The organism is Streptomyces alfalfae (assembly GCF_004127445.1).
Lineage (GTDB): Bacteria > Actinomycetota > Actinomycetes > Streptomycetales > Streptomycetaceae > Streptomyces > Streptomyces alfalfae.
Genome location: NZ_QEXM01000038.1, coordinates 69,396 through 82,323, shown reverse-complemented (window position 1 = coordinate 82,323; position 12,928 = coordinate 69,396). Strand labels below are relative to the sequence as shown.

At 72.5% G+C, this 12,928-nt stretch carries 11 protein-coding genes and 1 pseudogene; 9 read left to right on the top strand and 3 right to left on the bottom strand.

Annotated elements, in window-relative coordinates; genetic code table 11:
- Positions 1–344: 344 nt before the first annotated feature.
- Together tatA and DCW30_RS16890 are read right to left on the bottom strand one after the other, a co-directional pair.
- Positions 345–629: a Sec-independent protein translocase subunit TatA gene (tatA, locus tag DCW30_RS16895; protein ID WP_076687629.1), complete on the bottom strand. Its 285-nt coding sequence runs from the start codon at positions 627–629 to the stop codon at positions 345–347.
- 233 nt (positions 630–862) lie between these two features.
- Positions 863–1,885 (bottom strand): sporulation protein, encoded by a 1,023-nt coding sequence (locus DCW30_RS16890; RefSeq protein ID WP_076689690.1) that lies wholly within the window; start codon positions 1,883–1,885, stop codon positions 863–865.
- A 399-nt stretch (positions 1,886–2,284) separates the two neighbouring features.
- On the opposite strand from DCW30_RS16890, the gene DCW30_RS16885 reads away from it, so the two are divergent.
- From DCW30_RS16885 to DCW30_RS16845, 9 genes and pseudogenes are all read left to right on the top strand, one after another.
- Entirely contained in the window at positions 2,285–3,646 is a 1,362-nt protein-coding gene (locus tag DCW30_RS16885) for a hemolysin family protein (protein ID WP_076687628.1), read from the top strand.
- Positions 3,643–4,665 carry a hemolysin family protein gene (locus DCW30_RS16880; protein ID WP_076687627.1) on the top strand — a complete coding sequence of 341 codons (1,023 nt, stop codon included), beginning with the start codon at positions 3,643–3,645 and terminating at the stop codon, positions 4,663–4,665. The genes DCW30_RS16885 and DCW30_RS16880 overlap by 4 nt, the downstream gene beginning before the upstream one ends.
- Positions 4,666–5,023: 358 nt before the next feature.
- A pseudogene (locus tag DCW30_RS16875) lies at positions 5,024–6,193 on the top strand (acyltransferase family protein).
- Positions 6,190–6,633: a GNAT family N-acetyltransferase gene (locus DCW30_RS16870; RefSeq protein ID WP_076687626.1), complete on the top strand. Its 444-nt coding sequence runs from the start codon at positions 6,190–6,192 to the stop codon at positions 6,631–6,633. Before DCW30_RS16875 ends, DCW30_RS16870 begins: the two are co-directional and overlap by 4 nt.
- Positions 6,634–6,746: 113 nt before the next feature.
- Positions 6,747–7,400 carry a hypothetical protein gene (locus tag DCW30_RS16865; RefSeq protein WP_076689688.1) on the top strand — a complete coding sequence of 218 codons (654 nt, stop codon included), beginning with the start codon at positions 6,747–6,749 and terminating at the stop codon, positions 7,398–7,400.
- A 152-nt stretch (positions 7,401–7,552) separates the two neighbouring features.
- Complete coding sequence (locus tag DCW30_RS16860) at positions 7,553–8,452, top strand: aldo/keto reductase (protein ID WP_076687625.1); 900 nt, start codon at positions 7,553–7,555, stop codon at positions 8,450–8,452.
- 175 nt (positions 8,453–8,627) lie between these two features.
- Positions 8,628–9,929: a PP2C family protein-serine/threonine phosphatase gene (locus tag DCW30_RS16855; protein ID WP_079250242.1), complete on the top strand. Its 1,302-nt coding sequence runs from the start codon at positions 8,628–8,630 to the stop codon at positions 9,927–9,929.
- Positions 9,930–10,091: 162 nt separating this feature from the next.
- Positions 10,092–11,633 (top strand): sensor histidine kinase, encoded by a 1,542-nt coding sequence (locus DCW30_RS16850; RefSeq protein WP_205576688.1) that lies wholly within the window; start codon positions 10,092–10,094, stop codon positions 11,631–11,633.
- Positions 11,630–12,079 (top strand): response regulator, encoded by a 450-nt coding sequence (locus tag DCW30_RS16845; protein WP_062768946.1) that lies wholly within the window; start codon positions 11,630–11,632, stop codon positions 12,077–12,079. The genes DCW30_RS16850 and DCW30_RS16845 overlap by 4 nt, the downstream gene beginning before the upstream one ends.
- A 3-nt stretch (positions 12,080–12,082) precedes the next feature.
- On the opposite strand, the gene DCW30_RS16840 is transcribed toward DCW30_RS16845, so the two are convergent.
- Positions 12,083–12,844 (bottom strand): DeoR/GlpR family DNA-binding transcription regulator, encoded by a 762-nt coding sequence (locus DCW30_RS16840; RefSeq protein ID WP_076687624.1) that lies wholly within the window; start codon positions 12,842–12,844, stop codon positions 12,083–12,085.
- Positions 12,845–12,928: the final 84 nt, after the last annotated feature.

Sequence of the window (12,928 nt, the reverse complement as noted above, 5' to 3'; positions counted from 1 at the left end):
TGGCGCCGGCTGAGGTCAACTGCCTGCCTCCTACACGGTGGTTGCGGACTCACGGTCGTCGTGAGGACAACGAGGTGAGCCGCTTTTTCGAACACACGTGTTTGAGACGGAGCCGTACGACCGGCATTCCCGGGCCGGGCTTCACGGGGTCATACATCCACCCTTGGCACGCGGGCCCCGGCGCCCGGCCGGGGGGTGGCCGAAACGCCGGGGCCGATGCCCGTGCGGCGGGCGGGGTTTCCGATCCGCTGCTGTGGCGGACGGGGTTTCCGGGGATTCCGATCCGCCGCTGCTGCGGGCGAGGGTTCCGGGGTTTCCGATCCGCCGCTGTGGCGGGCGGGAGGTCAGACGCGCCGCTGGGACGATGTGTCCGTGTCCTGCGTACGCGCCTGCCGCACGGTCGGCGGAACGGCGTCCGGCGGGACGACCTCCCCGTGGAGGACCTGGGGCGGCTGCGCCGCCGCCCTCCGGGCCTCCTCCCGCTCCTTCTCCTCCCGCATGGCCTTGGCCTCGGCCTTGAGGATGCGCGCCGACTTGCCCGCCGACCGGGCCAGTTCTGGGAGCTTCTTGGCGCCGAACACGAGGATGACGACGATGAGGATGATCGCGATTTCGCTCAGTCCGAACACTGCGGTCCCTGTCTGCTACTCGGCCCGTGCCGTGTCCGGCGCGGACGTTGCGGAAATGCTGCGGCTACGGGCGATGCGCGGGCCCACCGCCCTCCGCGGACCCACGGTGAATCTACAGCACTGTAGAGCGGCGGCGCGCGTGAACTTCCGGCCACCGGGGCGGCTCAGCGCCACCCGGCGGGGTGGATCGACGCCACCCGGCGGGGTGACTCAGTGCCGCCCCGGCGGGGCGGTCAGCCCTCGTCCTCCTCCTCGTCGCCCTCGAAGAAGTCGCCCACCTCGTCGACGACCTCGGCCGCGACCATGCCGCCGACCACACCGACCGCGAGACCGGCGGCGCCCGCCGCCACCACGGTGCCCATGCCCGGACCCGAGCGCTGCCCGCCCCCCTGCCCGTGGTGGTGATCGCCGTGCCCATGGCCGTGCCCGTACCCGGAGCCGTACGGGTCACCGTGCGCGTACGGGGCCTGCGCGCCGTACGAGGCGCGGTGTTCGACCAGTTGCCCGACCCAGCCGTCGACGAGGGCGTTCCAGTCCTGGTGGGCGACACCGTCGTGGCCGACGGTGAAGCGGGTCACCGCGTCGTGTCCGGCGGACAGGAAACCGCCGCGCTTGTCCGCCTCCAGGACGACCTCCATGCCGCCCGGGTGGGCGAGGAAGGTCACCTCGATCTCGTTGACGGCGTGCGCGTACTGCGGGGCCGGGGTGAGCTCGATCTCCTGGTAGAACGGGAGTTGCTGGCCGGTGCCGCCGATGCGGCCGTACTCCAGGTCGGCCGACTTGAACCCGAAGCCCGTCTGGCCGAACGCCTCGAGGATCGCCTCCTGGACCGGCAGCGGGCGCACCGCGAGCGGGTCGAGGTCACCCTTGTCCCTGGCGCCCGCGACCGACAGCTCGGTGCGCACACCGAGCACGATGCCGAGGCCCTGGCCGTGCAGTTCGGTGATCGGCGTCTCCCACGGCAGCGCCACCGTGAAGGGCACACCGCGCTCCTCGCCCTCGGCGAGCCGGAAGCCGCCGCCGACGGTCAACCGCTCGAAGACCGCGACGCCCTCGCTCTCGCCGTGCTCGTGCTCGGCCTCCACCCGGGCGACCAGTTCGAGCGTGATGTGCTCGATGGTGTGGTCGGTGCTGCCGCCCTTGAGATGGACCTGCCCGGTCAGCGTGGAGCCGGGCAGGGCGGCGCCCGGGTCGAGAACGGTGTCGACGGTGGGTCCGCCCACGCCGAGCGAGCCGAGCAGTCGTTTGAACACCATGGTGGCGTCCACCCCTTATGTGCGTGTCCCCGCGCGTACGCAGGTACGTGTGCTGTTCGTGACGTGCGGGCGCCACGTGCCGCGCCGGACTCCGGAAAAACGTCGCGGAGACCGGGAACACCGGCGGGCACCCTCACGTTCTTCACGTGCAAGTAGCCTTCTACAAGCGCGTAGAAGCATAGAGCCTGCGTCACGGCTCATGGCCGCAAGCCCGTGGCCGCGGCGCGAAAGTCCGAAAACAGTCCCGGCCCGGGACCGCCCGGGCTCGACCGGAACACCGGCCGAGAACCGTCCGCACACCGACCGAGAAGGATCACGACCCGCAATGGGTGAGCCTCCCAGTACCAGCCGTGCCAACCCCCGCCGGCGCCCCGCCCGCGAGGGTACGGAGGCGGCGCGATGACCGAGTTGCTGCTTCTGCTCCTCGCCCTGCTCCTCACCCTGGCCTGCGCCCTGTTCGTGGCCGCCGAGTTCTCCCTGACCACGGTGGAGCGCGGCGCCCTTGAGCGGGCCGCCGAGGCCGGGGAGCGGGGCGCCGGGGGCGCCCTGCGCGCCGTGCGACGCCTCACGTTCCAGCTGTCCGGGGCGCAGCTCGGCATCACCGTCACCTCACTGGTCATCGGCATGCTCGCCGAGCCGTCCCTCGCCGCGCTGCTGCGCGGTCCGTTGGAGAGCGGCGGGCTCGGCGGCGCCGCCTCCTCGGTGGCGAGCGTCCTCGGGGTGGTGATCTCCACCGTCGTCCTGATGGTCGTCGGTGAGCTGGTCCCGAAGAACTGGGCGATATCGCGCCCGCTGGCCGTGGCGAAGGTGGTGGCCGGACCGCAGCGGGGCTTCACCGCCGCCTTCGCGCCCCTCATCCGGCATCTGAACGACACCGCGAACCGCGCCGTGCGCCGCCTCGGCCTGGAGCCCGCCGAGGAACTGGCCTCCGCGCGCGGCCCCGAGGAGCTCGTGGCGCTGGCCCGGCGGTCCGCCGCCGAGGGCGCCCTGGAGGCCGACTCCGCCGAACTGTTCGTCCGCACGCTGCACCTGGGCGAGCTGACCGCGGAGAACGTGATGACGCCGCGGGTCGACGTGCGCGCGCTGGAGACGCACGCCACGGCCGCCGACGCGGCCGACCTCACACACGCGACGGGCCTCTCCCGCTTCCCCGTCTACCGCGACAGCCTGGACGAGGTCATCGGCACGGTCCACATCCGCGACGTCCTCGCCCTGGACCCCGCGAAGCGGGCGGGCACGCCGGTCACCGACCTGGCCACCGAGCCCATCTTCATCCCCGACAGCCTCACCGCCGACCGCCTCCTGGAGCGGTTGCGCGCCGCCCGCACCATGGCGGTGATCATCGACGAGTACGGCGGCACCGCCGGGGTCGCCACCGTGGAGGACATCGTCGAGGAGGTCGTGGGCGAGGTCCGCGACGAGCACGACCCGGTGGCGGCGCCCGACCTGCTGCTCGCCGCCGTGCCCCGGCAGGGGCGCGCCACCTGGGAGGCGGACGGCGGCGTCCGCATCGACCAACTGGACGGCATAGGCCTGCGGGCGCCCGAGGGGCCGTACGAAACAGTGGCGGGACTGCTCGCCACCAGGCTGGCCCGCATACCCGCGCCGGGCGACACCGTCAGCCTCGACGACGGCTGGCGTCTTGAGGTCCTCGCGGTCGAGCACCACCGCGCGAGCCGGGTGCGCATCGCCGAACCGGCCGTGGCCGCCGATCCGTCGGCCGGACCGTCGGCCGATCCGTCGATGGAGGGTTCCCGATGACCACCGTGCAACTCGTCGTCGGAGCGCTGACCCTGCTGACCAACGCCTTCTTCGTGGGCGCGGAGTTCGCGCTGATCTCCGTGCGCCGGAGCCAGGTCGAGCCGCGTGCCGCCGAGGGCGACCGCCGTGCCCGCACCACGCTCTGGGGCATCGAGCACATCTCCGCGATGATGGCCACCGCCCAACTCGGCATCACGGTCTCCTCGTTGGTGCTCGGCGCGGTCGCGGAGCCCGCCATCGCCCATCTGATGGAGCCCCTGTTCGAGGCCGCACACGTGCCGCAGGGACTCGTCCATCCGATCGCGTTCGTCATCGCCTTGGCCGTGGCCACGTATCTGCACATGCTGATCGGCGAGATGATCCCCAAGAACATCGCGCTCGCCGCGCCGGTGCGGACCGCGCTGCTGCTCGGTCCTCCCCTGGTGGCCCTCACCCGCGCCCTCCGCCCGCTGGTGTTCGGGATCAACGCCTTCGCCAACACCCTGCTGAAGCTGTTGCGGGTGGAGCCGAAGGACGAGGTCGAGTCCGTCTTCACCGACGACCAGCTCGCCCGGATGGTGTTCGACTCCAGCGAGGCGGGGCTGCTCTCGGCCGCGGACGGGGAGCGGTTGCGTGACGCCCTGGAGCTGGGGACGCGGCCGGTCGGCGAGATACTGGTCCCCGCGGCCCGGATGCGCACCGTCGAGCACACCGTGACCCCGGCGGGCCTGGAGCAGGTGGCGGCCGCGGCGGGCTTCTCGCGGTTCCCGGTGACCGGACCGCGGGGCACACTCCTCGGTTATCTGCACATCAAGGACACCCTCGGGGTCGCCGACCGCGACGCGCCGTTCCCGCCCTCCACGCCGCACGCCGTCACCCGGGTGCGCATCGACACCCCGCTGGACGACACGCTCACCACGCTGCGGGCCATGGACAGCCACCTCGCGGCGGTCACCGGCGAGACGGGCACCGTGCTCGGCTTCGTGACCATGGAGGACGTCCTGTCGGAGCTGGTGGGCCCGGCACCGGCCGCCCCGTAACGCGACCGCGCCGCCCGTCGCCCAGCGGCGCCACTCCGGCCGCTGGGCGCCCCGACCCGCCGTACGCAGGGCAACCCCGGACCGCCGTAAGCGAAGCGCCCAGCACCATCGACCGGGGGCGGACCCGGCACCGCCCGGCGCGAGACGCCCGGCCCGTCCCGTGCCCGCCGCTTCCCTGCGCGCGCCGCCTCCGAAGGCGTCGCGCCCCACAAGCCCGGCACACTCGGACGCACCACCAGCGAAGTTTTACGCGCATGTAGAAGTGTGGCTAGGGTGCCCGGACGCACTGCGGCGGCGCGGAGTCCGTGTCCGGAGGCAGGCGCGCCCTCGGAGGTCCGGGTGCACCGCGGGAGGCATCGTGAGTGACGCGACACAGTCGTCCGGCCGCCGCCCGGCGTCCCTGCCGCCCGCGCCGGCGGCGTCCGGGCGCGCGGCGGCTCCGGGCGGCGAGGCCGCTGCGGACGGCCGGACGACGGCGCGGCCCGCCGAGCCGGGCGACGCGCACTTCGACAACGCCAAGTACCTGGCCATCGTCCTTGGTGGCCATGGGCCACGCCGAGGATCCGCTGCGCAGCGACAGCAGGGCCGCAGCCGCGCTCTACATCACCGTCTACGCCTTCCACATGCCGGCGTTCCTCGTCATCTCCGGCTACTTCTCCCGCGGCTTCGACGCGAGCCCGGCGCGCCTCAGACGGCTGGTGACCGGCATCGCCGTGCCCTACGTCCTCTTCGAGGCCGCGTACACCCTCTTCGAGCGGTGGGCGGGCGGCGACCCCACGTACCCGATCAGCCTGCTCGACCCCTGGTACCTCACCTGGTTCCTGGCCGCGCTCTTCGTCCGGCGACTGACGACCCCGCTGTGGAAGGCGGTGCGGTGGCCGCTCCCCCTGGCGCTGGCCCTCGCGGTCCTGGCGTCCGCGTCCCCCGCCATCGGGGACGACCTCGATCTCCAGCGTGTCCTTCCGTTCCTGCCCTTCTTCGTCCTCGGCCTGGTGTTGAAGCCGGCGCACTTCCAGCTGGTGCGCCGCAGCAAGGCCCGCGTCCTGGCGCTGCCGGTCCTCGCGGCGGCGCCGGCCTTCGCCTACTGGGCCGCGCCGCGGATGAACGCGGCGTGGTTCTACCGGCGCGACAGCGCACAGGAGCTGGCCGCGCCCGGCTGGACGGGCGGCGTCACGACGCCGGCGAGGTTCGGCCGCTCACTGGTCCTCGTCGCCTGCTTCCTGGCCTGGGTGCCGGGCGGAAGCTCTGGTTCACGGTGCTCGGCGCGGGCACGCTCTACGGCTATCTGCTGCACGGCTTCCTCGCCAAGGGCTCCCGCTTCTGGGACTGGTTCGAGGCCGACTGGGTACACCGACCGCTGGGCGAGATGGCCCTCACGCCGGCCGCCGGCGCGGTGATCACCCTCCTGTGCGCCCCGCCGGTCCGGCGCGCCTTCCGCTTCGCCATGGAGCCTGAGCTGAAGTGGGCCTTCACACAGGACGCGACCGCCCTCAGCCAGGGCCGCGTACGGAAGGGACGTGCCGAATGAGCGGACCCGCCAGGGCGCCCGACGTGCGTTTCGCGCACGACGCGGAGGCGCAGCCCGCCGGCCGGCAGACCCTCACCATGCTCGACGCCTGCGGCCGGTGCGTCGGCAGCCTGGTCTTCCGGGTCTGCCACCCGTGCGGATGCGGCTACATCGACAGTGTCGCCGTCGCCACGCACTGGCAGGGCCAGGGCCTCGGCCGCCACGCCCTGCACACGGCGCTCGCCACGGCCGAGGGTCACACCTGGTCGACGTCACGGCAGTCGGCGGAAGGGCGACGCTTCTTCGCCGCCATGGCGGACGAGACGGAGACCGCCTTCCCGCCGGGCGGAGCGCCGTGCCCGCACATGACGGGCCGCGCGGAGGCCTTGGCCCCGACCGGCGCCCGGGCCCCGCTGTCACCCCGGAACCGGCTGTTACCAAAGGCGGACACAAAACGGTGAACGAGGCTCGCACAGCGGCCATCTGACGGGGTGCAACGAACCGAAGACGCGGTCCGCCGCCCGTGAGGGCAGAGGGAGAAGCCGCGCACCGATGCCCTGGGGGATTACCGATGATGACCACTCGTCGCGCTCGCCGTTCCGTCCGTTCCGCCACCCTGGTGGCCGTCGCCGCCGCCGCGGTGCTCTCGATGACCGCCTGCCAGAGCGCGGGCGCCGACGCCGCCTCCGGTTCGGGGAACGCCGGCTCCGGCTCCACCGCCCGCCTCGTAGACACGGGCGACGCGCGGAGCACCGCCGAGACCGGTGGCGGCCGTTCCGCGACCGAGGTCCAGGTCGCCTCGGCCAAGACGACCTCACCCGTCCGCAAGCAGACCCTGGCGGACGGCAGCACGGCCGAGATCCGCAAGGTCGGCGCCCAGCACTACCGTGCCGAGATCGTCAGCCATGGTGACGTACTGGCCACGCTGGACGCGAACGGCAAGGACGCCGGGCTGGACGCCAACGACATGTTCGTCGTGCTCACCCTGGACGGCAAGGTCCACTCGTGGATGGGCGGCGGCCAGAGCGGACCGGGCACGTTCGAGCTGGCGGGCGGCTGGACCGCCAAGGTCACCCAGGTCGGCGACCTGCACTACCGCGCGGAGATCCTGGGCCTCGACGGCTCCGTGATGGGCACGCTGGAGGCGGACGAGCAGGACGCCGGCCTCGTGGCCAACGGCATCTACATCGTGCTCAGCGCGGGCGGCGTGATCAGCGCCCACGAGTAGGCCCGGTTCGGCGGCTCAGGCTGTGGCGGTGGACCGGCTTCCGGCGGTCCACCGCCACAGCCATGCGGAGCCGTATGCCCGTACGTCCGTAGGACCGTACGCCTATAGGCTCGTCCGCCTGTCCGCCCGCACCGATGGAGCCGAGGAAAACGATGACGTCACTCGCGAGTCCCGCGGCAGCGGCGGGCACCTGGTCGCTCGGGGATCTCACGGTCAACCGGATCGGCCTCGGAGCCATGCGGCTGACCGGCAGCGCCGCCTTCCACCAGGGCACGCCGAGCGATCGCGGTCGGGCGATCGCCGTGCTGCGCCGCGCGATGGAGCTCGGCGTGAACCACATCGACACCGCGGCCTTCTACTTCTCCCGGCTGCGCTCGGCCAACGAGCTGATCAACTCGGCGCTCGCGCCGTACGCGGACGATCTCGTCATCGCCACCAAGGTGGGCCCGGCCAGAGACGCCTCCGGCGCATGGGCCGCCTCGGCGCGGCCCGACCAACTCCGCGGCCAGGTGGAGGAGAACCTGCGCCAGCTCGGCCGCGACCACCTCGACCTGGTCAACCTGCGCCGCATGAGCCAGGACTCCATCGGCGAGCACTTCGGCGCCCTGGCCGACCTGCGCGACGCGGGGCTCGTCCGTCACCTCGGCCTCTCCAACGTCCGCCCGGAACACCTGGACGAGGCCCGGGCCATCGCGCCCGTGGTGTGCGTCCAGAACCGCCACGGCATCGGAACGCCCTGCGCGGCCGACCTGCCCCGGCTGTGCGCGGACCGGGGCATCGCGTTCGTCCCGTACTTCTCCATCGCCGGCGAGGGCCGCGAGGCCGGGGCCGTGCGGGCCGAGCACGAGGAGGTCAGCACCGTGGCCCGGGCGCACGGCGTCTCGTCCGCGCGGGTGCGCGTGGCGTGGCTCCTCGCGCAAGGACCGCACGTCCTGCCCATCCCCGGGACCGGCGACCCCGATCACCTCGCCGACAATGTGGCGGCCGGCACACTGCGGCTGACGGACGAGGAGGTCGCCCGGCTCGACGCGGTGGGCTCCGCCGCGGCCTGACACCCGGGGCATAAACCAGTGACATGTGCCTCACCGCCACGCCTCTTCGGTATGTACGGTGCACATCATGCGAAGATCCGGCGACCATCGGCCGGTCCGTTTAGGTAAGCTCACGCTGTTCCGAAGGTCTTGGTCGTTCGGCCGGGGCGGGCTACCTGACGGGAAAGGCGAGAGCATGGCGGCGGCGTCACAGCCATGGACTTCCGGCGTCCTCGCGACCGCCGCGGGCGACGTCGCCGCTGGTGACATCGGTGCGAGCGCCCCCGTCACGGGTGACGCCGCCACGGCGGTCCAGCAGTGGCCGCAGCCGTCGGTGCTGCTCATCGAGGACGACGCGGGCGACGCCCTCCTCGTCGAGGAGCTGGTGGCCGACAGCGCGCTGAAAATGCGTCTGCAGTGGGTCCGCTCCATGGCGGAGGCGCGCGAGGCGCTGGCCTTGGAGACGCCCGACTGCGTCCTGCTCGACCTTCACCTGCCGGACGCCCAGGGGCTCGAAGCCGTGTCCATGGTCAAGTCCCGTGCCGACCGGGTCGCGGTCGTCGTCCTCACCGGCCTCGCCGAGGAGGAGACCGGCCTCGCCGCCGTGGCCGCCGGCGCACAGGACTACCTGGTCAAGGGCCGCGTCGAGCCGGAGCTCTTCGGCCGGGCGGTGCGTTACGCGATCCAGCGCAAGCAGGCCGAGCAGGCCGCGGTGGCGTTGCAGGCCAGCCAGATGCAGGCACAGGAGAACGCCCGCCTCGAGCGGGGCCTGCTCCCCCGCCCGCTGCTCAGCAGCGAGAACGTGGGCGTCGTGGCCCGCTACCGGCCCGGCCGCGCCCAGGCACTGCTCGGCGGTGACTTCTACGACATCGTGCAGAGCGCCGACGGCAGCGTGCACGCGCTGATAGGCGACGTCTCGGGGCACGGCCCCGACGAAGCGGCCCTCGGCGTGGCGCTGCGCATTGCCTGGCGCACGCTGGTGCTCAGCGGCGTCACGGGACCGGAGCAGATCGGGCGGCTCGAAGAGATCATGCTGGCCGAGCGGGCCCAGCCCTATGTCTTCGCCACGCTGACCAGCCTGACCGTCCCCGCCGGGGCGCGGCACGTGCGGCTGATGCGCGCGGGCCACCCCGGGATGCTGCTCCGCACCGGGGACGGCAGGGTGGAGTGGGTGGAGACGGCGGGCGGCCCCGCCCTGGGCGTCGTGCCGGGGGTGCTCCGCTGGCCGGTCGAGGAGGTCCCGCTGCCCCCGGGGTCGGCGCTGGTGCTCTTCACCGACGGGCTCTTCGAGGGCCACGTCGGCAAGGGCCGGGCGCGCCTCGGCGAGGAGGGGCTGCTCGGTCTCGCGCGCGAGATGGCCGGCCTCGCCCCCGAGATCTTCGTCGATACGCTGATCCAGCGGGCCGAGGACCTCGCGGACAGCCAGGGCGGCCTGGCCGACGACGTGGCCGTCGTACATCTGCAGTGGGGTGTCGACGGAATCGGGGAAGACGGCTGAGGCGGGCGTGGACCGGGGCCCGTGACACATCGGAGGGACTGGGGCGCGAGAGCCGTGACGAGAGCAGCATCGGAGAAGCAAGGCGTGGGCGTGACGAAGGGCCGGGTGCGGATCGGCCGCCGGCTGACGGTGCAGGGCTGGTTCCATCTGGTCCTGGCGTTGATGGCGCTGCTGGTGGTGGTGGGCACCGTCATCGGCGCGCGGCTCCTGGGGCAGACCGCCGACGTGAGTGACCGGCTCGTCGGCCAGGTGCAGCCGGCCAGGACCGAGGCGTACCGGCTGCAGGCCGCCCTGGTGAACCAGGAGACCGGCGTCCGCGGCTACGCGATCGCCGCCGACCGCCAGTTCCTCTCCCCGTACACGCAGGGCAAGCGGGACGAGGCCCGTGCCGCGGCCCGGCTGCGCGAACTCATCGGGGACCAGCCCCGGCTGGCCGCGGACCTCGACGCGGTGCAGCGGCAGGCCGCGTCATGGCGGCGCGCCTACGCCGAGCCGCTGCTCGCCGACGTCAGCCCCGGCGAACCGCGCACCGTCGACGCGACGACCGCCGCGCGCGGCAAGGAGGTCTTCGACCGCATCCGCAAGGTGTGGGCGACGCAGAACGCCGACCTCGCCGCGGCCGTCGCCGACGGCAAGGACGAGCTGGCCCACGCCCGGACGGTCCGCACGGTCGTGCTGAGCGGCATGGTGGCGGCCTTCCTGCTGGCGGGCATCGCCCTGGCGGTCCTGGTGCGGATGCTGGTCGCCCGGCCCCTCAAGGCGCTGCGCGAATCCTCGCGCCGGGTGGCGCGCGGCGAGTTCGACCACGTGATCACGGTGGACGGGCCCACGGATCTCAGAGCGGTGGCCAAGGACGTCGAGGGCATGCGGCTGCGCATCGTGGACGAGCTCGGCGCCTCCCGCAGCCAGCAGGACGCCCTGACGCGTCAGACGGCGGATCTGGACGCCCAGGCGGTGGAGCTGCGCCGCTCCAACACCGAACTGGAGCAGTTCGCCTACGTCGCGTCCCACGATCTGCAGGAGCCGCTGCGCAAGGTCGCCTCCTTCTGCCAGCTCCTGGAGAAGCGGTACGCCGACAAGCTCGACGACCGCGGCAAGCAGTACATCGACTTCGCCGTGGACGGCGCCAAGCGCATGCAGGTCCTCATCAACGACCTGCTCACGTTCTCCCGCGTGGGGCGCCACAACGACGCCCGCGTGCCCGTCGAACTCGACCAGGCCCTCGACAAGGCGCTGGCCAACCTGGAGACCGCCGTACGGGACACCGACGCGCTCGTCGAGCGTCCCGACGCGCTGCCCGAGATCGTCGGCGATCCGACGCTGCTCACGATGCTCTGGCAGAACCTGGTGGGCAACGCCGTCAAGTTCCGCCACGCCGACCGCGCGCCGCACATCCGGATCTCCTGCGAGGAGGACGAGGCCGCCGGCGTCTGGAACGTGAGCGTCACCGACAATGGCATCGGCATCGCGGAGGAGTTCACGGAGAAGGTCTTCGTGATCTTCCAGCGGCTGCACGGCCGTGACTCCTACGGGGGCACGGGCATCGGCCTCGCGCTCTGCAAGAAGATCGTCGAGCACCACGGCGGCCGCATTTGGATCGACACCGGTTACACCGAAGGCACGCGTTTCTGCTTCACTCTGCCGTGCCGCGTCGACACCGCGGACGGCACCGCGCCCCGTACCGAGGAGAAGGCCCTGACATGACCACCCCCGATGCCACCCCGGTCGACGTGCTGCTCGTGGAGGACGACCCGGGCGACGAGCTGATGACGCGCGAGGCGTTCGAGGACAACAAGATCGGCAACACGCTGCACGTCGTCAGGGACGGCGAGGAGGCCCTCGACTTCCTCTACCGGCGCGGCGAGCACACCGGGGCCCCGCGCCCCGACCTCATCCTGCTCGACCTCAACCTGCCCAAGTACGACGGTCGGCAGGTCCTGGAGCAGATCAAGTCCGACGCGGAGCTGACCGACATCCCAGTGGTGGTGCTGACCACGTCGGCCGCGGAGGAGGACATCCTGCGCAGCTACAAACTGCACGCGAACGCGTACGTCACCAAGCCGGTCGACCTGGATCAGTTCATCGCCGCGGTACGCCAGATCGACGACTTCTTCGTGCAGGTCGTCCGGCTGCCGCGCCGCCTCGGCTGAGCCTCAGCCGGCCACGGTGACCCGCACCCCGGCGTCGCCGATCGCCGACAGCTCCGCCGTGGGGGCTTCGGGGTCGGTGATGAGGGTGTGCACGTCCGCCGTCGGGCAGATCTTGGCGAAGGTGGTCCTGCCGATCTTGGAGTGGTCGGCGACCACGACGGTCCTGCCGCTGTGCAGTGCGAAGGCGCGGTCGGTGGCGGCCTCCAGCTGGTCGTGCGTGGTGCAGCCGTGGGCGGCGCTGATGCCGTCCACGCCGAGGAAGGCGATGTCGGTGTGGTGGTCGGCGAGGGTCTTCTCGGCGATGGGGCCGACGAGTTCGTAGCTCTGGCTGCGGGCGGTGCCGCCGATCACGATGAGGGTGACGGAGGGGCGGAGCACCAGGCTCGCCGCGATGTTGACGGCGTTGGTGACGATCGTGACGGGGCCGCGGTCGGCGAGGAGACGGGCCACTTCCGTGGTGGTCGTGCCGCCGGTGAGACCGACCACCGCCCCGTCGGGCACGAGGGCCGCGGCGGCGCGGGCGATGGCCCGCTTCTGCGGGGAGCGCTGGTCGGCGCGGTGCTGGAGCGGCAGCTCGATGCTCAGCCCGCCCGCGAGCGCGCCGCCGTGCGTGCGGTCGAGCAGCCGCTGCTCGCTCAGGTGCCGCAGATCGCGCCGGACGGTGGCCTGTGAGACGCCGAGCAGCCGCGAAAGCTGCGTCACGTCGGCGCTGCCCTGCGCGGCGACGTGGTCGAGTATCCGCACATGGCGGTCGCTTTTGAGCACGCGTCGAGCATAGCCGTGACGAGCGGTTTCGCTCCTGGTTCGGGCAGCGGTCGCGCGTGCCCCTGAGCGTATTGACGGCCGTTC